Below are 23,259 nucleotides of genomic sequence, written 5' to 3' on the forward strand. Positions count from 1 at the left end.
ACGAATTGGAGCAAAAGTAAGAAAAGTAAAGCCCCGCGTGTAGTAGAAGCATGATTAACCCGGGGCTCGCCTTCGAGGTAATCTCCCTAACGGCCAGTGGAGCCCTCTCACCAGGGCCTCTAACTTTTGCCGCAATACTTGGAGGGAGGCAAGGCGGGTGGAGGTACGGTTTTCTCGTAGCTATCGGACACACGCTCTTCGAGCTCCCACTGTACATCCTCTTGAGCCTGGGTGTCTACCAGTTACTACAGTCACGAGACCTGCAAAGAGTTATTTCTATCATTGGAGGAGTTGTGGTTCTGTTCTTCGTGTACCTGAGCATACAGGATCTACTGAGAGGAAATACACCCGACAGCATCAACAAGCACGTAACTCCGCGGGCAGGACCCGTGGCTATTGGATTTACGTTTACAGCTTTCAACCCGTACTTTCTGGCATGGTGGGCTACTGTCGGGGTAAAAATGGTGTCCGACATCATAGACTCGACAGCAAACATGCTCAGCGCGCTGTCCTACTATCCAGTACATGTCTGGATGGACTTCGCATGGCTATCTTCAGTTTCTCTCGTAGCCGAAAAGGGCTTCTCTACAAGCTACAAGCTCTCCAAAGGTATCCAGGCACTACTTATACTACTCATGGCTTACTACTCTTTAAAGTTCTTAATGGATGCCTTTACGTAAATGAAATATTTAGCCTTGGACAACTCATTCCGGGCCAGCATGCCACGTCGCGACGAAGTAGCTTTAGTCCACGCTCCAAGCGTGTATGACTTCAGGCAGATGACGTTCAAGCACTATGGACCAATAAGCGACGTTATACCGTCGAAGCCCATATTCGACATGTACCCTGCTGGCTTCTTCTACATAGCATCCTACCTGGAGAAGAGGGGGGTCAAGACGGGAATATACAATATCGCTGCCAGGATGGTCAACGAGCCAAATCTGTACGTTCCTCGGTTGCTGAAACGTATAAAGGCAGAGGTTTATGGAATAGACATCCACTGGCTCGTGCACGCCCATGGGGGAGTAGAAGTAGCGAGGATGTTAAAGGAGATGCACGCGGCCCCTATAATAGTTGGTGGCCTCTCAGCGACCTACTACTGGCGGGAGATCCTAGAAAGGTATCCTTTCATAGACGCTATTGTTCTAGGGGACACTACTGAGCCTGTCTTCTTCGAGTTAGTAGAGGCTCTAGAGCGGGGCGACAGAAGGAAGTTGCACGGAATACCGAACATAGCCTTCCGCGACGACGGCAAAATACGCTATACAGGCATAAGGTACGTCCCCATCGAGCTCGACGACCTAAAACCCGACTACAGCGTAGTGCTGAAAGTGTTAGTTCGAAGCGGGATCAGAAACTCTCTCCCGTGGAGCACTTTTCTCAAGCACCCTATAACCGCTGTGATCACGTATAAAGGGTGTCCTTACAACTGCCTCGGGTGCGGCGGGAGCAACTTCACGTACAGGGTATTGTTTCACAGGAAAAGTCTCGGCGTGAAGAGTCCTAAGGTTCTATTCGAGGAGTACAAGGAAATCACGGAAAGGTTAAAGGCTCCGATATTCTTCGTCAACGACCTCCAAGTCTTAGGCAGGAAATTCGTAGAGGAGTTCACGCAACTACTAAGCGGAGAGAAGGCAGACGTAGAGTTGTTCTTCGAGTTCTTTACGCCACCTAGTCGAGACCTCTTAGAACTTTACCGCCGTACAGGGGACAGGGTGCACCTACAGCTCTCCCCTGAATCTCACGACGAGAGAGTTAGGAGAAACTATGGAAGGCCGTACGGAAACGACGCTCTGAAGAGCTTCGTCAAAAACGCCAGAGACCTGGAGTTTACTCGCCTAGACCTCTACTTCATGGTGGGCCTCCCGCTGCAGACAGTAGATAACGTGAAAGGTTTAGGCGATTTTTACCTCAACCTCTATGAAGCTGGAAAAGGCATCGTCGATGCCTTCGTAGCCCCCCTAGCCCCCTTCGTGGATCCCGGTAGCCCCGCCTTCCACTCTCCCAGAAAATACGGGTACAATATACTCGCGCACACACTCGAGGAGCACCGCAAATTACTCCTAGCTAACGAGTGGTACAACATGCTGAACTACGAGACAGATTGGATGAATAGAAGAGAAATAGCCGAAGCAACGTACAGTGCTGTTGAAAGCCTCACCAGGGCTAAGTTTCTGGCAGGGACTATCGACAAGGAGTACTACGAGAGCGTGATAGAGTCGATAGAGAACGCCAGGAAGGGTAGGCCAAAATACGGACTGGACTCTAAGGAGACGCTGAAGGAAGAGGAGCTCTACCCGGTAAGGCGCTTCTCCCTCAGCTACCTTACGTTAAGATCCTTAACAGAGATCATAATGTGCAAGATTGGGATGTAGACGCTTAAGAACCCTCCTCGTAAATTTCAAAGTATTCTCCGGCAACCTCCTCTACTATAGCGTCCAGCCCTCCAACCCTTAAAACCCCGCTGTCAGTATCCACCTTGAAGTGCGCATACCCTGCTGGGAGATCCAGGACAGCGTCCAATATTCTACCCTCAATGTTCACCCTCGCCCCCGTGTCTACTTCGTAGCCCGTAGCCTTCAGCCTCAGTTTCTTGTCCTCTAACAGCATCCTCCTGGCCTCGTATAAAGCCATCCTGTGGAACGTGAACTTCAGGGGGAAATCGTACTTCTCGTCCACTACCACTTTAGCACTAACCCACCTGTTGACAAAGTCGTGGGATAGGTAGTCGACAAGCGTCCTCTCCTCGATGAGGAACCCGTGCCTCATAGGCAGTGTGGGCCTAGCCTTCAGCACGCCTCCAAGGCTAGAGTCAACAACTACCACAATGTCGCCGGAAATGGCGACTCTAAGCTTCTTAAGGAAGGGCATGTCTTCTACTATAAACCTAGCTCCTCTTTCGCCTAGGGCGTATGATAGAACGTAGACGCTAACCCCTCTCTTTATAGCGCTCTCAATTTTGTCGCTGAGGAGGTGGATGAACTTGATATCGCCCATAACAAGTGCGTCGACCTTCGCCCCGTCTAGCATTTCAGCCATCCTATTTTTGGCAACCTCAGGCTCCCGGATAATCCAAACGCCGAATCTCTCCTCAAGTGCAGGCTTCGAAATACTCTTCATGTACTCGAGAGCCCGCCTCGTCAGCCCATCAAGCTCTTTCATAAAAGTGTTGACGAGTATCTGTGGATCCACAGCTCGGTACTTTTTAGGCCTGCCACCGAGCTCCTCTATGTAGCCCTTGGATGAAAGTCTGGTCAACGCGACATGTATCTGGGGGCGATGCCTAACAAGGTAATCTGATATCTCAGGTGCGCTGAGAGGGCCTTTTTCGAGAAGTGTGAGATATAGTTCAGCCTCTAACCCCGTAAGACCAAGCATCCTTAGGAGCTGAATAGCGTTCTCCCGGGGGGAGCCCACCGAGATATCCCCTATTGCGCCCTCACTCATTGAGGCTCATAGTAACAGTTAACCAGGATTATTAATGTTTATTCACACCTTAATCTACAGATAAACTATATTTTTTAAATAAAACATAGTAGAGTTCAGCTATTGTAATGGCAGTATTAGCAACTTCAGTGGCTCTACTGCCGAATATGTACACGTTGGGCTCGACGTAATCTGATCCTATGTCAACCAAAACTTTACACTCGGGGCACTCGTCAAAAAGAGCTGGTGCGGCTGCAGCGACAGGGTTTGCAGAAGGATAGTCGCGGCTACTAAATTCCTTAAACTTCAACTCCATGGTAACAAGTGCCTCCTCAATGAGTTTGTCGTACTTGATGTTTATCACGGCTCTATACTTACCTCCAATCGACAGCAGTACTCCTCCTAGGTGCCTACTCGCCCCGAACTCAGGCTTCCTGTAGAGAATCCCTCCTTTCTTGTCGGGCGACATCCTCCCGGGGACAGCCACGATATCGTGTAGACTCTTGGCTCCGGGGACAGCCACCGCCAAATTTGACAGTACCTCCGGAATAACCCTAGGGAAGTATTTAGACGATGATAGAACAAGGAGTGCGCGCTCTATATCTGCCATAACAAGCCCCCTAATAACGTCGAGGTCTGGGTAAACCACCCTTGTACATATGTAACACTCGCTCTTCCTCCATCCGTACTTCTCGTGAGCCCTACAAGCATCGCCGCTTGCGAGTATTAGCCACCAGTACCTATTCGCCAGTGTCCCCGCCTCGTTTATATCTCCCCTTGCAATGAGGTCTGCTACTCTACTGGCGATTGCCTCGACTTCCTTAACTTGGACATTGAGGTCTCCTAACTCCTTGGCCAAAGTATCCCTAGTATTCCTCAGCATCTTGCTTACAGCGGCCTGAGTAACTCCGAGTGCACGGGCTATGTCAGTCTGCGAGAAACCTCTTCTTCTTAGCTCGTTAACGAGAACTCTCCTAAATGCAGGAACAAATACATTAAAGGCTATTCCCTCTGGGAACATCTTCTACAAAAATCCTCTACTTAAAACATAGTTATAAACATTCTCATGTTACTGCGCAAGAGAAAACATGTTTTAATTATTACTGAGTTGTGTCAAGGATCTCTAAAACCCAGTTATAAAAAACACGCAGTTATAACGCAGGGGTTAGGGGTAAAATTAATAACTAGGTTATTGAGAAACTAATATGAAAGAGTATGCAGAAGAAAGTCAGCGTCATAGATCTAGTGTTAACAGCCTCGCTCTCTGCAGTCATAGGGGCAATTTTCCTCGTATGGTCCAATATCGTCTGGGATTTCATGAAACTCCTGGTAGGCTTACTATTTGTACCCATAATTTATGGCATGTGGTTCATAGGTGCAACAGTGCCAGCTTACATAGTGAGGAAACCTGGAATTGCTCTCCTGGGAGAATTTCTAGCAGCAGTTCTAGAGCTAGCCTATGGCTCACAGTTTGCCTCAACAGTCCTCCTATACGGGTTCATGCAGGGCTTGATGTCAGAGCTCGTGTTCATGGCTACAGGGTATAAGAAGTGGGGCTGGCTTACCATGGCTATAGCTGGCGCTGCGCCAGCTCTATGGGCTGCGCCTGCAGACACCATACTCTACGGCATAACGAACCCGCTAACTCCAGAGCAACGTGTAGTATTCTGGTCTCTATACTTCGTAAGCGGCGCGCTTATAGCGGGGCTACTCGTGAAAGCTATCATAGATGCCGTAGTCAAAAGCACGCCGATACTCGACGCATTCGAAGTCGCAAAGTCGGTGAAAAATGTTTGAGTATCATTAGCGTCAAATCACTGGATGTTTTTCTGGGTTTTAAGAAGGTACCCGTATTAAGGAATATTTCGTTCACGTTAAAGAAGGGAGAGGCGCTACTGGTCGTAGGGCCCACCGGCTCTGGTAAAACCACGCTCCTCCAGACTCTGAGTGGCGTTATACCAGAACTTGTCTACGGCCACGTAACAGGCGAGATAAACATAGCTGGACACAACCCCAAGGAGGAGGGTTTAAGAGGGCTAGCAGGCGACGTGGGCATAGTCTTCCAAGACCCTGAAGCTCAGGTTGTCATGGATACAGTTTTTGAGGAGGTGGCATTCCCCCTTGAGAACCTCCTGTATGGCAGGGACAGAATTATCGAAAGAGTTAACAGATCCCTTGAGGTGACAGGTCTCTCCCAGTACTCTAGTGAAGAGACAGATACTCTATCGACGGGCTTAAAGCAGAGGCTAGCGATAGCGAGCGCTCTCTCCTACGAGCCAAAAGTCCTCCTCCTAGACGAGCCCACGGCACACATAGACCCAAAATCGGCTAGGGAAATCTACAGCATAGTAAAGGCCTACAAGGATAGCGGTGGAACGCTCGTTATAGTCGAGCACAGACTAGAGTACATCGAGGGTATCATAGACAAGATACTCTTCATTAGAGGGGGAGAGGGCATCCTGTGTAGAACCTTTGACGAGTTAGTGAAGCTCGTAGGATTAGAGAGTCTAATCGAGGCAGGAGTGTGGCTTCCAAGGAATCTACTCGGCAAACTCACTCGTGATGCTCCAGTAGTACGATCAGGACAAGTGCAGAGTGGCGCACCCACGGTAAGGGCAGAAAGGCTCAGCGTCACTATAGATGGGAGGACGATATTAGAGGGGGTCTCCTTTAGGGCGCGAGAAGGCGAGATAATTGCGGTAGTAGGACCCAATGGGAGCGGTAAAACTACCCTCTTGAAGACAGTAGCCGGCTTCACGAAGTACACCGGGGAACTAAGTGTTATGGGAGGATCCCCAAACTATAGAAAAGTAGCGTTTGCGACACAAGTCCCCGAGTTGCAATTCACAGAGCGCACGGTTCTAGAAGAAGTTGCGTCCCCTCTTCTATTGAGGGGTTTTTCGAAGAGTAAAGCCATGAAGACGGCAGTGAAGGAGCTTGAGAAGCGCGGTTTAGCGCATCTCTCAAACAGGTTGCTGTATGAGTTAAGCCAGGGTGAGAAGAGGCTCATCTCGCTGTTAGAGGTAGAGCTCCTCGACAGGAAAATATACCTACTCGACGAACCAACATTTGGCCTTGACCTCAGAAACACTCTTAATGTATTAAAATGGGTTGAGCGTTTAGCCAAGAGCGGCAAGACGATCCTTCTCGTTACACATGACTCGTGGGTTCTCCCCTTAATCCAGTCAAGGATTATCGGTCTTTCAAAGGGTCGAGTCGTTTTTCAAGGAACACTCCCAGAGCTCCTGTTGTCTAGGAACATCTGGAGAGAACTTGCTTTCCTCCCACCCTCGGAGCTTAGCAATGCATCGGGCCTGGGCGAAGCCCAGGAACTTATTAATAGTTACAGGTCTAGGGTGGAAGCTATCTATGGATTCTTTGAAAAGACTTAACCCCGTGGTTAAACTCACATCGCTCTTAATAGCGATTTTCCATGTAGCCCTACTCCAGAACGTGGTTGTAACGATTTCACACCTGTTACTGGCACTCTCCCTTGCGATATTATCTAGGCCTAAAGTAAATAGGGTTGTCGCGACAGGGATCGCCTCTACACTTATAGGGTACACATGGGTCACTTATACACTCTACGTAGTTAACGTGAAGCTAGACCCTCAAATAGCTCTAGCGAAAACGTTGCTACTGTCTTCAAGGATACTCATCGTAATGCTCTACTCGCTGTTTTTCGCCTCAACCACTAGGCCAAAGGATCTGGCAACCTCCATGACATTACAACTTAAAGTCCCCTACGAATATGCCTTCCTGTCCTTTGTCACTCTCAGAATGTTCCCCATAATCAAGCGGGATCTTGAAAACATCATAGCCTTCAGGAAGATGAAAGGCTACATAAAGGTGAGCAGACCATGGAACCTCATTCTCTCGATGATAACACCACTGTTGTTTACAACTGTTAGGAGGTCAGTGTTAATGGGGATATCTATGGAGGCTAGAGGGTTCGGCAAGTACCCGAAAAGAACATTCCTATACGAGACGCAAATAACTCCGCGGGACATAGCATTCCTTCTATCTGTTCTCTCGGTAGTTTCTGCCTCGACTCTCTTCTCGTATATTCTCGGAGCACCCTTGGAAGTCTCACTTTAGAATAGCTTCTTTAACTTCACGGAAACCCCTAACACCGTAGATACAGTTCCAGGGCCTCGCCTCTACCTCCTTGATCTGCTTACCACCACCAATAATTACTCCTGCACTCTTTTCCCCTGCGACAACCGCGCCCAAGCTAAAAGTGTCTCCTAGCCCGAGCTGGCTCTGAGTTATAGGCATAATGTGGGCGAAACCAAATATAGCCCCGAGAAGGGGTCTAATGACCAGGACATCGCTTATTGCCCCCTTTTTGACCACTCTTTCCCACTTTCTCAGAAATCCCCCCTTCATAACTACGGAGTCCTGCGTGACGTAGTACTCAAAACTCCTCCTATAGACTTCTACACCTAGCACGCCTATGATAGAAGCCACGCCTAGCACTCCGCACCTTGCTAAATACCCTCCGTCCAGAACGCGAAGGAACCTAGCTATCTCTGGGAGTGCGTAGCTTACAGATACAAATAGCAAGGGCTTGGCGTCTACGTGCATGAGCCAGTCCAACACGCAGACCGTCACCGCGATTACAGCCCCCATTGCATAGATCAGGCTGTAGGGCTCGCTGAGCCCAGTAACCCAGTTAGTGACGAAGGCTAGAGAGGAAAGGAAGCTCTTGATACTGACTGGCGCGAAGCCCCAGAGAGCTAAGGCTACGAGCTGGCTCCATGCCGGCGTAGAGTACAGGGAAAACATGCCCAGGAAAGAGGCGAACGAGGGCTTGCCCCTCCACAAAACCCTTTGCTCTGGCTCCACAAGTTAAGGCAGAAAGCGCTATTTTAAATTATTTTGCTCACGGCATCATTTGAGACGCTTTTCTTATAATGGGATTCTTTTCCAGGGGCTTGACAAGCAAGGCTGCGAGGAGCACAGATATTAGTGTTTGACCAAATGTATCCCTGAAGAGGGATACAAGTGCTGGCGCGCGCCCCTTCACGAAAACATTGACGACGAAGTAAGTAAAGCTCATTACGAGGCCGGCTGCTATCATCGCTATTACCTGGACTTTAAGGCCCTTGCCTTTACCCATGCCAGCTATGTAGCCTTGGAGCCCGTGCGCTACAAGGGTAACATACCACCTCGGGTAGCCCACAACTATGTCTGCTAGCGTTGGCCCGATTAGGCCTACAGCAAGTCCAGCACTGCTACCGAAAAGGAGCGACGCTAAGTAGATTATGGTGTCGCCGACGTGTGTAAAGCCCCTTGTGGGGCTTGGAACAGCCGATACCGAGGTTAAAGCCGCAGTGAGAGCGGAGAAAATTGCGACAACTGCCAGGAATACGCTCAGCCTCTTCTGACTCACGGTAGTGACATCACGGGCTGGAATTTAAGGTTTTCTCCAATAACTGCTGTACCTTTGAGAGGTACCTGGAAACCTTAACGGCCTGGTCACTGACCTCTAAGGCTTTACCCCCCTCTATAACGTAGTGTTTAGCCTGTATACTCTTGTGAGTGACCTTCAGAGCCTCTTCTACTGCATGGTGTAGCCCCACACAGTGTGGAGAACCGTCGACGGTCAGAACTACAACTTCCTCTAGGTCTACCCTAGCGAACATGGATGCAAGCTTGAGGGCAACTACGTTGAAATGCTCGGCCTCTAGGCAGACAGCCAGTGGGACTCTCTCGAGTCTGAACTCTTCGAAAATCTCTGGGTATTCGTCTCTAACGCAGGAGCCATAAACTAGAATCCTTCGCGTGTCTCGAATGAGTTTCGAGGCAACGTTTACCTCTGTTAGGCGTTTATAGGCGCAATCAGCCAAAATACTACACCTTTATACTTACGAGGCTATCGAGTACGAGCTCGCCTCCAAGCCTGAGCTTCTCGGCAAGCTCCCCCTCTGAAACCATCCTCTTTTCAGGCTCAAGGAGGTGTCCATTTACAAGCAGGAGAGCCGCGCTTTTAATCCTCCTCAACATGGCTATAGAGAATAGTGTTGCGCACTCCATCTCGACGCTCAGGGCGCCGAAGCTGGCCCACTTCTCTGCGAGGCTCTTGTCCTCCGCGTAGAAAGCATCACTGCTGACGACCGGCCCTGCGTGCACTTTGAGGCCTCTCTGTAGCCCTTTGGAATAGAGTGTCCACGCCAGGGTTAAGTCGGGGGATGCGGAGACATTGAGGTCGCCGAAATACTGCCTGAAAAAGCCGCCGTGAACATAGTGAGCAGACGTAGGAACGATGAAGTCTCCAATTGCCACCTCCCTGCTAATCCCCCCGGTTGTGCCGAACCTTATAATTGCCTTGGCACCCGCCTGAACCAGCTCCTCGAAGACTATTGCGGCACCCGGGCCACCCATCCCATGTGTCGCGATGGTGACTTCTAAACCCCTCCACGAGCCGTTGTAGACCAGCAACCCTCTGTTATCGTTGACGAGCACGGGGTTAACAAGCATACTTGCGAGGAGTTTTGCCCTGCCCGGATCCCCGACTGCTATGACTCTTGGAGCTACACGCTCAGCCTTGATGTGGAAGGGCATACTTCTAACCCGGAGAGGAAGTATTTTAGCGTTACCTCCTCCTCACTGCATAGAGGAAACTTTGAAACGGCACATCTTCATCCCTTACAACATAGACGCTGTAGCCAGCGCTCAGAATATCGCTGAGCTGCCTCGCGTATGAAAAACCTTCATGCAATTCAACCACTATCCTTTCAACGCCAAATTGCTCCAGGGCCTCTAGTGATTTTTCGAAGACACGCTTTTCGACACCTTCTATATCGACTTTTAAGAGGTCAATCCTCCTAAAGCCCGACGCTTGGAATACGTCCAGAAGGGTGACTTTCGGGACTATGATTTCTCTAGCAACACTGGTAAACTCATCTACGTACTCTCGTAGGAGAGAAGAGTTCACCATGCTCAACCCTACATAGAACCTGCCGGCCCCCCTCTCACTGTCTACGGCTCTACAGAGTACTCTAGCCCTATCAGCACCCCCCTGCAAGGCTACATTCCAGATAGTGTACATACAGGAAACAGGGTTAGCCTCTACTGAGACTACGCGAGACTTACGAGACAACCGGAGTGCCCTAACTGTGTAGAAGCCGAGGTAGGCGCCCAGGTCAACAATACTGTGAGCCTCTGCCGGCGAGAACTCGGGAAACCTCTCGTAATCCCTATATACAAATATGTGCTCAATATTACGCTTAGCCTCCTCAACTTCTGATACCGGGATCACGAAGTGGTATGGAGGGAACGGAATAACCGTACTACTCGAGCCGAGTAATTCCGGGACAACACTCGTCTTCTCTAACATCCTCAGAAAGAGACTAACCCCACCCATTGTGTAAAGCCTATATCTTCACGGAGACTACAGCGTCGAGGACTGCACGCGAAGCCTTATCCACCGCCTCGCGCAACTCTTCAGCCGTAGCCATTTTCGCGTAAACCTCTCCAATAACATCGCTCACGACGAAAGCAGCTCCAGCTTTTACACCCCGAATTCTGGACAAAACCATCAGAGTTGCCGCCTCCATGTCAACAGCTATCATACCCCTCTTAATCCACTCGTTGAGGAAGTCTACGCCAGCATAGAAATTGTCACTGCTTATCACCGGCCCAAGAAAGTACCGCAGCCCTCTTTCCTCGGCCTTCTCGACAAGGCTCTTCAAGACTTCATAGTCGGGCACAGCTACTAGGCAATCCCCCCTAGTGTACGTGTTCAGCGTGCCGCCGGGGACGTACGATGCCCCTGTGGCAATGACGAAGTCTCCAACTCTCATCTCCTTCAAGAATCCACCACAAGTGCCGAATCTGACGATGAGCTTCGCGCCCAGCATTATCAGCTCTTCGAAAACAATGGCAGCTGAAGGTGCGCCAATGCCGTGCGTAGCAACGGTCACGTCTACGCCTCTCCACTTGCCAGTGTAGACGAGGAACCCCCTGTTCTCGTTAACGAGTCTCGCATCTTCAAGTAGTGTTGAAAGCTGCTTTACGCGGGCAGGATCACCTGAAGCAACAACTCTAGGTGCAATGTCTCCAGGTTTAGCCAGTATGTGTAGAGGTTTCGCCATCCCGTAGAAATCGCCCACCCCCTATATTTCTTTAATCTTTAAGACTTTCTCCAGGTTTGGATTCTCGTCCAGAGCCCTCCTCAGAACACTTAGAGCGGTGGCTTCGCCCTGATGGATTATTCTTTCCTCGTCTAGTTTGACGTGCCTACCTCCGCGCACGACGATATTGCCCTTGACGATTACCGTGTCGACGTCTCCAGCCGAAGCCGAGTACACGACGAGAGAATAGGGGTTAAACGAGGGCCTAAGGTGTGGCTTCTTGATATCAACCAGTATAACGTCGGCCTCGAAGCCTCTCTTAATTACGCCGTTCTTTAGACCTAGAAGTCTCGCTGCACCCCTGGTAGCCATCTCGAGGACGTCGTAGGCAGTCCACACACTGGTTCTCTCAAGTAGTATTCTTTGGCCATAAACCAGCATGCGCATCTCTTCAAAAAAGTCAGTATTATCGTTGAAGCAAGGGGCATCAGTGCCTATCGCTACATTACCTCCAAGTTGCCAGTAATCGAAGGCGTGGAACCGTACTCCTGCGAGGAAATACGTTGAAGGGCACTGGACAATAATGCTGCCGCTGTGCGCCAGTAGTGCTCTCTCCTGCTGGTCAGCGTAGTTCGCATGGGCGACAATAGTCCTGCTGCCCAGGAGCCCCAGCCTCAAAGCATACCTCACGGGAGTGTCGCCCGTCTTTTCCCGAACAGTCTTAAGTTCCCTCTCTGTTTGCGCGAGATGCATGTGCAAAAACAAACCCCCCTCTCGCGCCTTCTCAGCAAGCATAAGCAGGTTTTCACGGTGCACGGTGTCGGGTGCATGAGGGGCGAGTACAGGAGTCACGAGGCTGTGCCCCCTCCACTTTTCGACAAAGTTAAGTGCTTTTTCGAGCTCGAGGCGCCCACTAAACGGCCCATCCATATCCATGTAAGTGTGGCCGAGAAAGCCCCTAATACCAACTTCTACCACAGCCTTGGCTATCTCGTCCATAAAGAAGTAGTGGTCTGCGACCAACGTAACACCACTTTTCACGGCTTCGAGAGCCCCTAAGAGCCCTAGCCTGTAGGCGGCACTGGCATCCAGACTCCTTTCAAGCGGCCAAAAAACATTGTAGATAGCATCCCCAACGTCCGATGCAAGCCCCCTAAAACCCGCCATTGCAACATGTGTATGCAGGTCGATGAAGCCCGGCAAGACTATTTTCTCCCGGCCGTCTACGACTTCATCGGGCTGTCCATAGGCCGACACGATGCTAGAGTAGTCGCCTATAGCCTCTATAATCCCGTCCTGTATCAGCAACGACTGCCTCCTTAGAATGCCATCGGGCCCGTCCATTGTTAGTATAAACTCGGCATTCTTGATTATAATCCCAGTCACAGAAAATGGATTTTCTACTCTAACATATACCTTTTACCTGGCTAAAACAACGGGAAGATACAAGAATACTACTGCTGTGCTATTACCGTAAAATAGTGCCATAAACCTAAAATAAAAACATAGCGTATAAAATAACATCCTTTAAACTTTACATAAAGGTTACTTTAAAATAGAAATCGATCATAAAATCTTATGATGAAATCAGGAGAGTTCATGGTAAAACGCGGAACAAGTGAGGAATTTATCACAATAAAGGCTGTATCACATAGTACGTATAACATAGGACAAATTACGTATATCATAGTATGATTTCTGTAATACGGCTTTCGTAATACAGAAATCACTGTATAAAATAGATAACTTCTGGAAAGATTAGGCTTAAGATTTATCCTATCCCATCTACTGGGGATAGAGAGGGATAACTTTCGATTCATCCCGGTTTTATCCTCTCAGAGAGACAGGCAAAGTTATTAGCCAGTAACGAGCCAGACTAGACGTGTTAACAGTCTACCTCCACCCTAGGTGCAGTGACTCCTGGCACGTCTACAAGCTCTTGGAGAAAAATTCGCTCCTAGAGCTGGTAAAATTAGCCAACACGGAACAAAATCCTCTCCTGGCGCTCTCGAAGAGCATATTCTCGGTTCCGGCTTTTGAGCTCTCGGGTAAAGTCGTCCTGCAGGGCTATTTTACCGACGAGGAAGTCATTTCGCTTGTAAGGAGTGGTAAGATCTACGTGGGCTCTCCCGAGGAGGCTCTAGACAGGCTAATGAAGAGCGTGTTCTCTTCCTTCCTCGTGGCTTCTGCCGTATACCTCTCGGGTTCCTTTAGCGTACTCCTGGACGCTCGCGACTACGTATACTCGGCTAGCGGAGCATTATTTCTTCCGGAACACGAAACATTCCTTGAACTAGCCCGCAGCAAACTCAAGGCGGCAACTCTCGGGGAACATGACGAGAAGTATTTTGTCAGGATCATTGCAGGGAACTTCATACGGGATCTCTACTGGCTAAGGGGGGAACCTCTAGACAGGAGTACCGTCGAGAACCTCGGGTACAGCTACTTCCGGGAGTGGATGCTCCTCCGCTCCTCGCTTGGCCGAGTATTTGTGCCCCACTCCCGGCCTCCAGCACACGTCGAGGAGAAGGTGCGGAGAGCTTGGGAGTATACCCTGGATAGAGCAGACACTATTATAGCAAGAGTCGTGGAAGAACAAGCAAGTATACCTGACGGGTGGGTATAACCCCAAGCTAGGCTTTCTACTCAAGGCAAGAGCCCTTATTAGGGAGAGGTAATGCCAGCCTCTAGTCACTACAGCCGGTAAGCGTGGGCATCTTGTAATAAGTAAACCTTTTAAAGGTTAACCTGTAATAGATGTCTTCGTGGGAGAGTATACCACTGTCGCTGTTAAGGTTCCGAAGAAGATGAAGAAGATGATGGAAGAGCTGGGGATAAAGCCAGGGCCTATTGTTAGGAGGGCCCTGGAAGAAGAAATTAGGAGAAAGCTCCTAGAGAGGCTCGAGGGTAGAGTCAAGGAGCTCGCGAAGACTTTGCAGGGGATCCCGGACGAAGAAATAGCGAGACTAATACGCGAGGACAGAGGGAGGTGAGTGAGTTGTACCTTTTCGACGCCTCTGCCATCATTAACCTGCTGAAGAGGGGGAGTGTTAGGACGTTAGCACGCGGGGCGACAATTAACCTGGTGGTCTACGAGGCGCTCAACGCAGTCTGGAAGGAGCACGCCCTCCTCGGCAACATAGACGGTGAGACCGCCAGGAGGCTCGTAGAGGTTCTAGCCGAGGTATTTGAAGCCATGGATGTCCGCAGTATACACGGGCTCGAAGAGAAGGTCTTCGAGAATGCCGTGAAGCTCAGGCTCACGGTGTACGACTCCTCGTACGTTACTTACGCCGCGGAGAACGGGCTGACCCTAGTCTCAGACGACGAAAAGCTTCTCGAGAGGGTCAGAGACGTCGTTAACGTGAAGAGGTCGGTGGAAGTCCTGCGAGAAACCGTGGCCCGTTGAGCCCGCCAAAAGGGCCTCCACGGCCAATTTTCCACGGGAGGCCTGTTATTTTAAGGGGATGTTGCAGTTTTGCGTCCACAAAACAGCGTATTACCCTCGTGCTACGCGGGACACGCTGTTTTGCTGGCCTCTAGCTCCACGATGCAAGTCTGGCCCTCCTTGCGCAGGCCTATCCCGTTCAGCCTCGCGCCCAGGTACCCTGACAGGAGTCCGGGCATGGGGCATAGAGGCTCTGTCAACTCTGCCCCGCCAACTACTCTCGGGCATATCCTGCACGTGGAGCTGTCAATCACGACTCTGAGGGTGTTGCCGTCCAGCCGGGCTTCCAGTCGCCCCGCGAAGCCTAGGAGGCCGTTGAGAAACATGACTGCTTGAGCAGGGTCTTCGGGCTTCCCGTAGATGTCGGCGAGGCTTTTCCCGACTCTAGCCATGGCCCCCTTAACTATTGCGTACTTGAGGAAACCCTCCTCCCTGAAGGCGGCGAGAGCTTTGGCTACGAAGTAGTGGAGGGGCTGGATCCCCCTCTCGAGCACGACTTCCCTGCTCACTCCCTGCCACCTGGAGCTACCTGCAAGACCTCCGCGTGGACTATACTCACGGTCTTGGCCCCCCTCTCGTGGCCGTTTGCGTCGACGTGTATGAGTAGCACGTGCCCACTGTGGGGTACTGCGACTGTTGTGAGGCCTGTCGGGGAAGACCTGGCTTCCTCGATGACTTCCTGGCCGATGCTCACGAGCACCTCTGAGCTGCACCTCGGGCACTTCACCCGTATCAGTCTAAACGGGTAGGCCATGCATGTCACCCGTTTCCCGCTAGTGGAGGGTTTTTTAAGAGATTTAGTTCAAAACCTGGGAGCAACTCCTGGAGGAAAACGATTTTACGGGCTAGGGCAGGGTAAAATATAGCCGACAGCGTGAGGACGCTGGCCGCGCCTGAAAACATGATGAGTTCCTGGGTACACTCCGGGTAGGTTTGAACTAAATCCCTTATAAACTGCGTCTCTGCCACAGATCCCGGTGCACGCTATGGCGGTTAACCCCATTAGTGTCAGGTTGCTGGTAAACGGGGAAGAAGTGCCCATCCCGGTCTACAATACTTGCGGCATTGTCGTCGAGAATAGGGAGGAGCACCCGGCGCGTCTCAGGATTGAGTACCGGGGTGGTGACTGGGAACTCGGCACGGTTGTGTTGAAGGTGGAGTTCAACGGCAACACGGTCTATATTGGCAGGAGCACTAGGGAAGGTGCCTCGTGGGGCCTGACGCTGCAGCCAGGCGAGAGAGTCGCTATAAACTTCACGGCTGTGGTGCCTCCACGCGCAGGCTACAGTATGCCTTCGATAGTCAGGCTGGGCGCCGACATTAAACCGGCTGTCTATGCAGGCGAGAGGCGGCACGCCCAGTAGAAATCTATTTTAATATATTCACATTTTTTTAAAGTCATGAGTAGTGTCGAGGAGATACCGAAGGAGGAGCTCTACCAGCTCCAAGCGCGTCTCTGCAAGTTTATGAGCCACCCCCTGAGGCTCCGCTTGCTCGAGCTACTCGAGAAAGGAGAGCGCAGCGTCTCGGAGCTAGCCGAGCTCACTGGCGAGCCCCAGCCCGTCGTCTCGAGGCACCTCGCCTACATGCAGCAGCTCGGCATAGTCTCCTCGGAGAGGAGGGGGAATAGAGTGTACTACAAGATCCGGTACCCGGAACTCAGGGAGGCCTGCAGGATAATACAGGGGGTTCTGGTCAAAATCCTGAGAGAGGGTAGGAGTCTCGCCCTAGTATCCGAGTAGTCCTTCAGAGTGTTCAGGCTCTGTAGGAGACACGCCGTGTATGAGTAGTGTAGCTGGCCTGGGAAATCCAGCCGGGTAGGCAGGAGGCTCCATAACCACTGTGAGTGTTTTGGTGTGTAAATCTAGTTGGGCGGTGTGTAAGCATGTGTGGTAGGGGGGACTGGTTTAAGGGCTCGTGGTGTATGTTGTGGCTAGTTTCGTGCTGGCCGCGCTACTCGATTTTTCCTTCCTCCGCGTCCCTCGTAGCAGGTCGTTTCTGTAGCTCCTGTGGGGGCTACTCAGGACGTATGTGCCGATGCTAAGCGCTCTACTCGCACTCCTGTTCACTGAGAGGAGTGAAAGTATGCTCGAAATGCTCTGGTTAAAAGTTCCAGTGCAGGAGTCAGCAACAACATACATACTTGCCCCGTTACTTGTGACGCTGGCGCTACTAATATGTCTCCTGCTGGAGGCGCTAGCCGGGAAACTTGACTTCACAGGAATCACGCGTGCCGGTATAGTTCGACTCGGCCTCCTAGCTACAGTCCTGTTAACGGTACTCTCAGGCTACCTTGCAGCCTTAACTGTAAATGCTATCTTTGCTCTAGGTGAAGAGGCTGGATGGAGAGGCTGCCTGTACCACGTGCTGGCTCCTGAGATAGGGTGTATTAGGACTGTCGTAGTCGTCGGCTTGTTATGGGCACGCCACTGCGACAGTCTGGCTCGTACGCAACTATCCCGTGCACCGCATAGAAGGCGCTCTCCTGTTCCCTGTTCTCATAATCTTGATGTCTTACCTCTGTTCTACCTTCGAGAAACCTCTGGCAACATCCTCCCAGCGGTGAGCTTCCACGGGGCCGTTAACGCTTGGCGGGATCTCACAGTAGCGGCTGCATCAGGGCTCAGCGACATCGAGGGGGGAGCTTGGGGGTACTTGGCTTAGTGTCTTGGGTACTTGTTGTCCCCCGTCTACCTGTATCTCAGAGGAAAAAAGTTTTCTTAAGGTTTCTTATGTCGAAAATGACACCTTGACGCCGAAGTACTCTTTTACGTGTGGTTTAAAGAGGTAGTAGAGGATTAGTGCACTAATCACTAGGCTTATTATTCCACGGGGTAGCTCTGCTAGGGAAAACAGTGCGTTCAACGCGTGAAGGATGACCTCAATCCACCACGCCCAGCTCTGGCCTGTCCACAGCCCCCAGCTCACTACTAGTGTAATACCGCCTAGCACTAACATCAGTAAACCGACAGCGCCTGCCACAAGCGGGAACAATAGAGGCAGCGGGGCTTTCCTAAATATCATGTCGCCAATAAGCCCGAAAGCCATCAAGGCTATACCCGAGAGGATCGCTAGAGCCGAGAAGAGGAAGCCGAGGACGGCGAGAATTGTTACTCCTAAGGGCCTCTCCCTCGGTTTAAGCGAAGAAGGTGCTTCAGTCACAAGAAAGTAGTTAGCTCACTTAAATAAATAATTTTTTAAACCTCTTTAAATCCATCCTCGAAGCTTCATAGCAGTGTAAACTCTCTCAACTGCTAGGACAAACGCCGCGTCACGCATCGTGACAGGCCTGTCACGCCTCTGCTCCTTGAGCTTCTCCCACCTGTCTGCAGTCCTCTTGAAGTTCTTCTCCATAATTGAGGCGAGCCTCTGCCTCGTCTCTTCTTCATCCCAGAACCACCACTGGAGGTTCTCTACCCACTCAAGATAGGACATTATGACTCCGCCAGCGTTTGCGAGTATGTCCGGCACGACAGCTATGAAGTCTTTCCTCGAGTAGAGTATTTTCTCGGCTTCTGGGGTCGTCGGCCCGTTGGCTGCCTCAGCGATGAGCCTCGCCCTCACCTTCCCGGCGTTCCTATCAGTGATTGTGTTCTCAATAGCAGCTGGGATCAGTATGTCAGCTTCAACGTAAAGGGAGGCCTCGGGGTCGTTTATCTTGTTCCCCCTTGGGTAGTTGATGACCTTTCCTGTTTCGTGTTTGACCTTTATTGCGAGCTCCGGGTCTATGCCATTGGGGTCGTAAACAGTCCCGGATGTATCGCTTACAGCTACGACTTTTGCGCCGAGCCTAGTAGCCCACAGGGCGGCATACTGCCCGGCGTTGCCGAAACCGTGTATAGTGATGGTCTTGCCTTCGAAGCTGCCCATCCACCTCTCGGCGGCGGCTTTAGCCGCTATAACCGTGCCGTACCCCGTAGAGTAGAGCCTGACGGGGTTCCCCCAGAGTTCCGGTGGTTTAGCTGTGAAGACTGCGGGGACGTTGTATCCCTTCAACTTGCTGTACTCGTCGACCATCCAGGCCATTATCTGCGGGTTAGTGTTCACGTCCGGGGCGGGTATATCCTGCTCGGGGCCGATTATCGCCGCTATAGCCCTCGCGTAGCCGCGGCTCAGCTGCTCAAGCTCGCGCATGCTCATCTTCTTCGGGTCACACCTGACGGCACCTTTACCCCCGCCGTATGGGATGCCTGCAAGTGAATTCTTCAGGGTCATGCCCATGGCTAGTGCTATATCCGTCTCAAGCGTAACTTCTGGGTGGAATCTGATTCCTCCCTTGTAGGGTCCCAGAGCATTATTGTGCTGTACCCGGTAGCCCTCGAAGACGACGAGTTTGCCGTTGTCCATTCTCACGGGGATCTTAACCATCAATACTCTGTCGGGCTTGCTGAGGTAGTCGTAGACTTCCTCTGGTAGCCCTGCCAGTTCAACGGACTCTCTAAGGACTTTCAACATCCACTCGAGGTATGAAGACATTTTTAGGTCAAGTTTTACATATATCAAGCCTATATATATACTTTTCTAGAAAAGTCTTAAATAAGCGTGGGGAAAATATGCCCGGAAAAATTAGAGTTTCACCGACGAACTTTCACTTTATTCACCCCTCTCTCTGAGCGCGGGAAATGGATAAAAACGACGTTACGTCTTGTATTGCTGTGGAGCTGGCAGAGGCGGCAGTACTCGTAGGGGTAGTCCTAGTGCTAGCCATAGCATTCGCGTTCTTTGTATCAGACTTTGTCTTCTCGGCCACGAATATAGAGTTGCTAGACATCCAATACTCTATTAGTGGAAACGGCACTGTCACCCTATACTTCAGGAATCTTGGGACACGGCCCACCACAGTAACTTTAGTCAAGGTAAATGGCCGGCCATACCCCCAGAACCTGTATATCCAGCCAGGTGGAACAGCTACAGTGACGCTAAACGTAGAGGCGAACAGTGCGCTCTACGACATTAGAGTTGTAACCTCAGCCGGAACCGAGTACCCAATACTCGCTAGGCCCTGAGATAAAAAAAAGTATTTTAACCCAGCAGTTCTTGAAGAGGCGATGGAGTACACCTTCCTGGGAAATACTGGTGAGAAAATTTCTCGAATTGGCCTAGGCGCGTGGCAGTTCAGTGAGAGCTGGGGCGTCACCGACTATGAAGCTGCAAAGAAGGTCATACAAGAGGCCTCAAGCCAGGGAATAAACCTCATCGACACAGCAGAAGTCTACGGGAGAGGCATGAGCGAGGAGTTCGTCGGTAAGGCTCTTAAAGAACTAGGGCTCAGGGAGAGCTTCCTAATAGCCTCTAAGATACCTGGAGACTTCCTCGCTGAACACGACGTCTATAGGGCTGTTGAGAGAAGCCTGAAAAGGCTACAGGTTGACTCGGTCGACTTAATGCAGGTTCACTGGCCCCCCTGCTGGCACAACATACCAACCTGCGAGTACATGCGGGCCTTGGAGAAACTAGTCCACATGGGTAAGATTAGGTACATAGGGCTGAGCAACTTCCCGCCTGTTTTGATCGATGAGGCTAGGTACTGCCTATCCACGGAGGACGTTGTCTCGATACAGGTTCGCTATAACGTCATCGAGAGGGATGCCGAGAAGGAGATTATACCCTACGCAGAGCGGGAAGGGCTTACACTCCTTGCCTGGAGCCCCTTGGCTAAGGGCGCTGTCAGCGGAAAATATACGCCTGAAAACCTCCCAAAGTTCCAGGACGTTAGGAGCGGGGAAGCCATATTCCATCCAGAGAACTTCGTCCAGGTCTACAAGGTTGTAGAAGTGTTGGCTGATGTTGGGAATAAGTACGGGAAAACACCGGCACAGGTAGCTCTCAACTGGCTCATAACAGCTAGCCCCGTCGTTGTGCCTATCCCAGGAGCCAAGAACGAAGAGCAGGTCAGAAGCAACGCGGGAGGCGCCGGGTGGCGTATGAGCTACGAGGATTGGCTGAAGATAGAGGAGGCTAGCAGCAAGGTTAGAATTACAAGGGTTCTCTGGTGAGACGACAACTACACAACATATATCTAGATCTTTTTTAAAACAATAATCGATGAGCGAAACGATAGAAGTGGAAGTTATAAGGCCAGTTAACCCGGCTGGTATCAGCTTTATAAAGTATCTCTGGGGCGCCATAGGCGCGAGAAATAGGACTGTTCTACAAGAGTACAAGCGCGAGCTTACAAGGCTCGTACAGAGGCTAGGCTTTACGCTAGAGGAGAAAATCGGCTCGAACAAACTCATCACAGGGAAGATTGTCCTCGAGCTGAATAACGGTAAGCCCGTTAAAATATCGGCTAAGGATTTAAAAGTTTGGCAGGAAACAGGGGCTTTCCCCGAAACCGTTACAGTAGAGCTTAAAGAATAAGTTAAATTTTGTTTCTAGCATGTCCTTATAGAAACTTGGATTTTCTTCAGAAAAGACTATAAACACCGTAAAATATCTCTTCCAAGTATGGGAGAGCTTAAAAGAGAGCTCGGACTGGGCTATGCCACGCTATTCGGGGTAGGGCTTATCCTCGGGGCCGGCGTGTACGTTTTAGTCGGCAGAGCTGCTGGGCTAGTGGGAGATGCCGTGTGGCTTAGCGTCGCATTCGCAGGCATAATAGCGCTTTCTACGGCCTTCTCCTATGCGGAGCTAGCTTCAATGTTCCCAAAAGCGGCCAGCACGCATACTTATATCGAGAAGGCTTTTCCGAATCTCAGAATCCTGGCCTTCATTTCGGCGTGGCTGATATTTTTTGGAGGAGTCGCCGGAGCGGCAACAGCCGCCCTGGGTTTTGCGGGCTATTTTGTGAGCATATCGGGTTTGGGCTCCGGCTTCATTGTACCTGTTACATTAACGCTCTTAGTGTTGCTTTCATTCCTGAACTGGTGGGGCATAAAGGAATCAGCTTCTCTGTCAGCAGTATTTACAGTTATAGAAGCATCAGGGCTCCTCTTCGTAATAGCTCTGGGCTTCCTATTCTCCATGCGACAGCCCAATTACTTCTCATTCAACCCAAACGTCGACCCGCTACTTGCCACAATGGTTGGTGCCGCAATATTCTACTTCGCATATACCGGCTTCGAGTTTCAGCCAACACTTAGCGAGGAGACAAAAAATCCAGAGAAAACTGTCCCCAAGGCAATAGTTCTGGCAATACTCGTGACTACAGTGGTATACCTGCTTGTAGCGCTAGCCGTAGTAAGGCTGATGAGCTGGGAAGAGCTGGCCCATAGCAAAGCCCCACTGGCCGATGCCGCTTCAAGGGTATGGAGGCCGTCTTACGCCCTCCTATCCTTCATAGCACTCTTTGCAACAACAAACACGGTTCTGGGGTTCCTTGTATCGGCGTCTAGATTAGCCTATGGCCTTGCTGAAGAAGGTGTCGTGTCTCCCGTTCTCGGCAGGGTCGACAAGTGGCGCAGAACACCCTATGTATCTGTCATATTCTCCGGAGGCCTATCCATTCTGCTGGTTCTGCTCACCGACTACCTGCCACGGGCTACGGGCTGGAGGCTGGCCTTCGGAGAGTATCGCTACGAGTTAATAGACCTTGTCGGCAAGACGGCAAGTCTATCTGTCTTACTGGCCTTCATACTCGTTAACCTCTCAGTTGTAGTGCTGAGGCTCTCGGAGAACAGCCGGGAAAGGTTTTTCAGAGTACCTCTTAGTGTGGGTAATGTCCCAGTACTGCCTCTAATCGCAGACGCACTTATAGTGGTCTTTATTGCCTTAAGCTTCAACGACTGGATAGTATGGCTAAGCACGGCCCTAGTCTCGGCCCTCGGGCTAATCCTCTATAAGAGGTAGTTTTTCCCACAAATCTGCCCGGCTGGGAAGGTTCAGGCAATACATATATCAAGTATTACCTCGTAGCACTTTATGGTGATGAGGGTTTCTGGTTCCGAATCGTGAGGAGAGCTTGATTGTCTGACACAGTGGTTATATTTCAGGGGGCAAGACTAGACTGATGTATGGAGAACATTTCCGGGAAAGTGAGGGCTGAAGTTGAGAAATTTATAAGGTCAAATAACCGCTACAAAGGAGCTATTATATTGCTACGCGGGGACTCGATCGTTGTTGGCGAGTCACCAAGCGAGCTCGGGAGAGCAGTTAGGGATGTGGTAAGCTTGATCGACACAGCCTTCCGGAGGCTCCTCGCAGGGCCTCCTAGGTACTTTGTGGCGGAGGGGGAGGGCTTTGGCGTTTCCTATGGAAAATTCGGCTTTGACGGAGCTGTAGTGCTGGTTTACTCGGAGCTACCCATTGGCGTAGCCATGTATGACGTGAAAAATCTTTGTAGAACGTTGAGTACACTCGCCCAGTAGG

Annotated in this window: 30 protein-coding genes; 16 read left to right on the plus strand and 14 right to left on the minus strand. The window is 50.9% G+C overall.

Annotated features, from left to right (window positions below; all coding sequences use genetic code 11):
* Positions 1–50 precede the first annotated feature (50 nt).
* Both IG193_RS07205 and IG193_RS07210 read left to right on the plus strand, forming a co-directional pair.
* Positions 51–680 (plus strand): LysE family transporter, encoded by a 630-nt coding sequence (locus IG193_RS07205; RefSeq protein WP_192818508.1) that lies wholly within the window; start codon positions 51–53, stop codon positions 678–680.
* Positions 681–719: 39 nt separating this feature from the next.
* Positions 720–2,375 carry a TIGR04190 family B12-binding domain/radical SAM domain protein gene (locus IG193_RS07210; RefSeq protein WP_192818509.1) on the plus strand — a complete coding sequence of 552 codons (1,656 nt, stop codon included), beginning with the start codon at positions 720–722 and terminating at the stop codon, positions 2,373–2,375.
* A 4-nt stretch (positions 2,376–2,379) separates the two neighbouring features.
* Here IG193_RS07210 and IG193_RS07215 read toward each other — a convergent pair whose 3' ends face one another.
* Together IG193_RS07215 and IG193_RS07220 are read right to left on the minus strand one after the other, a co-directional pair.
* A complete protein-coding gene (locus IG193_RS07215) occupies positions 2,380–3,447 on the minus strand; it encodes a TrmB family transcriptional regulator (RefSeq protein WP_192818510.1) in 1,068 nt (355 codons plus the stop codon).
* A gap of 49 nt (positions 3,448–3,496) precedes the next feature.
* A complete protein-coding gene (locus IG193_RS07220) occupies positions 3,497–4,447 on the minus strand; it encodes a thiamine-phosphate synthase family protein (RefSeq protein ID WP_192818511.1) in 951 nt (316 codons plus the stop codon).
* Positions 4,448–4,641: 194 nt separating this feature from the next.
* Here IG193_RS07220 and IG193_RS07225 point away from each other — a divergent pair, with 194 nt between their 5' ends.
* The 3 genes from IG193_RS07225 to IG193_RS07235 are packed head-to-tail and all read left to right on the plus strand — an operon-like array spanning position 4,642 to position 7,524.
* Complete coding sequence (locus tag IG193_RS07225; RefSeq protein ID WP_192818512.1) at positions 4,642–5,223, plus strand: ECF transporter S component; 582 nt, start codon at positions 4,642–4,644, stop codon at positions 5,221–5,223.
* On the plus strand, positions 5,220–6,818 hold the full coding sequence (locus IG193_RS07230; protein WP_192818513.1) for an ABC transporter ATP-binding protein: 1,599 nt from the start codon (positions 5,220–5,222) through the stop codon (positions 6,816–6,818). Before IG193_RS07225 ends, IG193_RS07230 begins: the two co-directional genes overlap by 4 nt.
* Positions 6,796–7,524: an energy-coupling factor transporter transmembrane component T family protein gene (locus tag IG193_RS07235; RefSeq protein ID WP_192818514.1), complete on the plus strand. Its 729-nt coding sequence runs from the start codon at positions 6,796–6,798 to the stop codon at positions 7,522–7,524. Before IG193_RS07230 ends, IG193_RS07235 begins: the two co-directional genes overlap by 23 nt.
* Here the strand turns inward: IG193_RS07235 and IG193_RS07240 are convergent.
* The 7 genes from IG193_RS07240 to IG193_RS07270 are packed head-to-tail and all read right to left on the minus strand — an operon-like array spanning position 7,516 to position 12,890.
* Positions 7,516–8,274 (minus strand): PH domain-containing protein, encoded by a 759-nt coding sequence (locus IG193_RS07240; RefSeq protein WP_192818515.1) that lies wholly within the window; start codon positions 8,272–8,274, stop codon positions 7,516–7,518. The genes IG193_RS07235 and IG193_RS07240 overlap by 9 nt on opposite strands.
* Positions 8,275–8,311: 37 nt before the next feature.
* Complete coding sequence (locus IG193_RS07245; protein WP_192818516.1) at positions 8,312–8,821, minus strand: ECF transporter S component; 510 nt, start codon at positions 8,819–8,821, stop codon at positions 8,312–8,314.
* Positions 8,822–8,831: 10 nt separating this feature from the next.
* On the minus strand, positions 8,832–9,278 hold the full coding sequence (locus IG193_RS07250) for a 4Fe-4S ferredoxin (protein WP_192818517.1): 447 nt from the start codon (positions 9,276–9,278) through the stop codon (positions 8,832–8,834).
* A gap of 4 nt (positions 9,279–9,282) precedes the next feature.
* Positions 9,283–9,993 carry a purine-nucleoside phosphorylase gene (locus IG193_RS07255; RefSeq protein WP_192818518.1) on the minus strand — a complete coding sequence of 237 codons (711 nt, stop codon included), beginning with the start codon at positions 9,991–9,993 and terminating at the stop codon, positions 9,283–9,285.
* A 31-nt stretch (positions 9,994–10,024) separates the two neighbouring features.
* Positions 10,025–10,795, minus strand: coding sequence for an FkbM family methyltransferase (locus IG193_RS07260; protein WP_192818519.1), 771 nt, complete (start codon positions 10,793–10,795; stop codon positions 10,025–10,027).
* 10 nt (positions 10,796–10,805) lie between these two features.
* Positions 10,806–11,525 carry a purine-nucleoside phosphorylase gene (locus IG193_RS07265; protein ID WP_192818520.1) on the minus strand — a complete coding sequence of 240 codons (720 nt, stop codon included), beginning with the start codon at positions 11,523–11,525 and terminating at the stop codon, positions 10,806–10,808.
* Positions 11,526–11,546: 21 nt separating this feature from the next.
* Entirely contained in the window at positions 11,547–12,890 is a 1,344-nt protein-coding gene (locus tag IG193_RS07270) for an amidohydrolase family protein (RefSeq protein ID WP_192818521.1), read from the minus strand.
* Between the two features lie 496 nt (positions 12,891–13,386).
* On the opposite strand from IG193_RS07270, the gene IG193_RS07275 reads away from it, so the two are divergent.
* The 3 genes from IG193_RS07275 (at position 13,387) to IG193_RS07285 (ending at position 14,913) form a co-directional block, all read left to right on the plus strand.
* Complete coding sequence (locus IG193_RS07275; RefSeq protein ID WP_192818522.1) at positions 13,387–14,130, plus strand: hypothetical protein; 744 nt, start codon at positions 13,387–13,389, stop codon at positions 14,128–14,130.
* Positions 14,131–14,269: 139 nt separating this feature from the next.
* The gene (locus IG193_RS07280; protein WP_225876070.1) at positions 14,270–14,497 is read left to right on the plus strand and encodes a hypothetical protein; all 228 of its coding nucleotides are present in this window, start codon (positions 14,270–14,272) and stop codon (positions 14,495–14,497) included.
* Positions 14,494–14,913 carry a type II toxin-antitoxin system VapC family toxin gene (locus IG193_RS07285; RefSeq protein ID WP_192818523.1) on the plus strand — a complete coding sequence of 140 codons (420 nt, stop codon included), beginning with the start codon at positions 14,494–14,496 and terminating at the stop codon, positions 14,911–14,913. Before IG193_RS07280 ends, IG193_RS07285 begins: the two co-directional genes overlap by 4 nt.
* A gap of 101 nt (positions 14,914–15,014) precedes the next feature.
* On the opposite strand, the gene IG193_RS07290 is transcribed toward IG193_RS07285, so the two are convergent.
* The gene (locus IG193_RS07290; RefSeq protein ID WP_192818524.1) at positions 15,015–15,461 is read right to left on the minus strand and encodes a hypothetical protein; all 447 of its coding nucleotides are present in this window, start codon (positions 15,459–15,461) and stop codon (positions 15,015–15,017) included.
* Positions 15,458–15,706, minus strand: coding sequence for a hypothetical protein (locus IG193_RS07295; protein WP_192818525.1), 249 nt, complete (start codon positions 15,704–15,706; stop codon positions 15,458–15,460). The genes IG193_RS07290 and IG193_RS07295 overlap by 4 nt, the downstream gene beginning before the upstream one ends.
* A gap of 232 nt (positions 15,707–15,938) precedes the next feature.
* On the opposite strand from IG193_RS07295, the gene IG193_RS07300 reads away from it, so the two are divergent.
* A complete protein-coding gene (locus IG193_RS07300) occupies positions 15,939–16,316 on the plus strand; it encodes a hypothetical protein (RefSeq protein WP_192818526.1) in 378 nt (125 codons plus the stop codon).
* Positions 16,317–16,352: 36 nt separating this feature from the next.
* On the plus strand, positions 16,353–16,694 hold the full coding sequence (locus tag IG193_RS07305) for an ArsR/SmtB family transcription factor (RefSeq protein ID WP_192818527.1): 342 nt from the start codon (positions 16,353–16,355) through the stop codon (positions 16,692–16,694).
* Positions 16,695–16,859: 165 nt separating this feature from the next.
* On the opposite strand, the gene IG193_RS07310 is transcribed toward IG193_RS07305, so the two are convergent.
* Positions 16,860–17,021 carry a hypothetical protein gene (locus IG193_RS07310; RefSeq protein WP_192818528.1) on the minus strand — a complete coding sequence of 54 codons (162 nt, stop codon included), beginning with the start codon at positions 17,019–17,021 and terminating at the stop codon, positions 16,860–16,862.
* 16 nt (positions 17,022–17,037) lie between these two features.
* Between IG193_RS07310 and IG193_RS07315 the strand changes: the two genes are divergently transcribed.
* Positions 17,038–17,616: a CPBP family intramembrane glutamic endopeptidase gene (locus IG193_RS07315; RefSeq protein WP_192818529.1), complete on the plus strand. Its 579-nt coding sequence runs from the start codon at positions 17,038–17,040 to the stop codon at positions 17,614–17,616.
* 66 nt (positions 17,617–17,682) lie between these two features.
* Here the strand turns inward: IG193_RS07315 and IG193_RS07320 are convergent, their stop codons facing one another.
* Complete coding sequence (locus tag IG193_RS07320) at positions 17,683–18,114, minus strand: hypothetical protein (protein WP_192818530.1); 432 nt, start codon at positions 18,112–18,114, stop codon at positions 17,683–17,685.
* A 45-nt stretch (positions 18,115–18,159) separates the two neighbouring features.
* Positions 18,160–19,428: a Glu/Leu/Phe/Val family dehydrogenase gene (locus IG193_RS07325; protein ID WP_192818531.1), complete on the minus strand. Its 1,269-nt coding sequence runs from the start codon at positions 19,426–19,428 to the stop codon at positions 18,160–18,162.
* A gap of 146 nt (positions 19,429–19,574) precedes the next feature.
* On the opposite strand from IG193_RS07325, the gene IG193_RS07330 reads away from it, so the two are divergent.
* The 5 genes from IG193_RS07330 to IG193_RS07350 all read left to right on the plus strand — a co-directional run bounded on the left by IG193_RS07330 (position 19,575) and on the right by IG193_RS07350 (position 23,258).
* Entirely contained in the window at positions 19,575–19,958 is a 384-nt protein-coding gene (locus IG193_RS07330; protein WP_192818532.1) for a phospholipase domain-containing protein, read from the plus strand.
* Positions 19,959–20,000: 42 nt separating this feature from the next.
* Positions 20,001–20,948, plus strand: coding sequence for an aldo/keto reductase (locus IG193_RS07335; protein ID WP_192818533.1), 948 nt, complete (start codon positions 20,001–20,003; stop codon positions 20,946–20,948).
* 49 nt (positions 20,949–20,997) lie between these two features.
* Entirely contained in the window at positions 20,998–21,312 is a 315-nt protein-coding gene (locus IG193_RS07340) for a hypothetical protein (RefSeq protein ID WP_192818534.1), read from the plus strand.
* An 87-nt stretch (positions 21,313–21,399) separates the two neighbouring features.
* Entirely contained in the window at positions 21,400–22,740 is a 1,341-nt protein-coding gene (locus tag IG193_RS07345; RefSeq protein ID WP_192818535.1) for an APC family permease, read from the plus strand.
* A gap of 164 nt (positions 22,741–22,904) precedes the next feature.
* On the plus strand, positions 22,905–23,258 hold the full coding sequence (locus IG193_RS07350) for a hypothetical protein (RefSeq protein WP_192818536.1): 354 nt from the start codon (positions 22,905–22,907) through the stop codon (positions 23,256–23,258).
* The last annotated feature ends 1 nt before the right edge of the window (position 23,259 follow it).

This window comes from Infirmifilum lucidum (assembly GCF_014876775.1).
Taxonomy (GTDB): Archaea; Thermoproteota; Thermoprotei; order Thermofilales; family Thermofilaceae; genus Thermofilum; species Thermofilum lucidum.

Excerpts from the sequence above, each read along its gene's own strand:
- IG193_RS07205 (WP_192818508.1), top strand. The coding sequence starts at position 51 with ATGATTAACCCGGGGCTCGCCTTCGAGGTAATCTCCCTAACGGCCAGT.
- IG193_RS07210 (WP_192818509.1), top strand. The coding sequence starts at position 720 with ATGCCACGTCGCGACGAAGTAGCTTTAGTCCACGCTCCAAGCGTGTAT.
- IG193_RS07215 (WP_192818510.1), bottom strand. The coding sequence starts at position 3,447 with ATGAGTGAGGGCGCAATAGGGGATATCTCGGTGGGCTCCCCCCGGGAG.
- IG193_RS07220 (WP_192818511.1), bottom strand. The coding sequence starts at position 4,447 with ATGTTCCCAGAGGGAATAGCCTTTAATGTATTTGTTCCTGCATTTAGG.
- IG193_RS07225 (WP_192818512.1), top strand. The coding sequence starts at position 4,642 with ATGCAGAAGAAAGTCAGCGTCATAGATCTAGTGTTAACAGCCTCGCTC.
- IG193_RS07235 (WP_192818514.1), top strand. The coding sequence starts at position 6,796 with ATGGATTCTTTGAAAAGACTTAACCCCGTGGTTAAACTCACATCGCTC.
- IG193_RS07255 (WP_192818518.1), bottom strand. The coding sequence starts at position 9,993 with ATGCCCTTCCACATCAAGGCTGAGCGTGTAGCTCCAAGAGTCATAGCA.
- IG193_RS07260 (WP_192818519.1), bottom strand. The coding sequence starts at position 10,795 with ATGGGTGGGGTTAGTCTCTTTCTGAGGATGTTAGAGAAGACGAGTGTT.
- IG193_RS07265 (WP_192818520.1), bottom strand. The coding sequence starts at position 11,525 with ATGGCGAAACCTCTACACATACTGGCTAAACCTGGAGACATTGCACCT.
- IG193_RS07295 (WP_192818525.1), bottom strand. The coding sequence starts at position 15,706 with ATGGCCTACCCGTTTAGACTGATACGGGTGAAGTGCCCGAGGTGCAGC.
- IG193_RS07300 (WP_192818526.1), top strand. The coding sequence starts at position 15,939 with ATGGCGGTTAACCCCATTAGTGTCAGGTTGCTGGTAAACGGGGAAGAA.
- IG193_RS07305 (WP_192818527.1), top strand. The coding sequence starts at position 16,353 with ATGAGTAGTGTCGAGGAGATACCGAAGGAGGAGCTCTACCAGCTCCAA.
- IG193_RS07315 (WP_192818529.1), top strand. The coding sequence starts at position 17,038 with ATGCTCGAAATGCTCTGGTTAAAAGTTCCAGTGCAGGAGTCAGCAACA.
- IG193_RS07325 (WP_192818531.1), bottom strand. The coding sequence starts at position 19,428 with ATGTCTTCATACCTCGAGTGGATGTTGAAAGTCCTTAGAGAGTCCGTT.
- IG193_RS07330 (WP_192818532.1), top strand. The coding sequence starts at position 19,575 with ATGGATAAAAACGACGTTACGTCTTGTATTGCTGTGGAGCTGGCAGAG.
- IG193_RS07335 (WP_192818533.1), top strand. The coding sequence starts at position 20,001 with ATGGAGTACACCTTCCTGGGAAATACTGGTGAGAAAATTTCTCGAATT.
- IG193_RS07340 (WP_192818534.1), top strand. The coding sequence starts at position 20,998 with ATGAGCGAAACGATAGAAGTGGAAGTTATAAGGCCAGTTAACCCGGCT.
- IG193_RS07345 (WP_192818535.1), top strand. The coding sequence starts at position 21,400 with ATGGGAGAGCTTAAAAGAGAGCTCGGACTGGGCTATGCCACGCTATTC.
- IG193_RS07350 (WP_192818536.1), top strand. The coding sequence starts at position 22,905 with ATGGAGAACATTTCCGGGAAAGTGAGGGCTGAAGTTGAGAAATTTATA.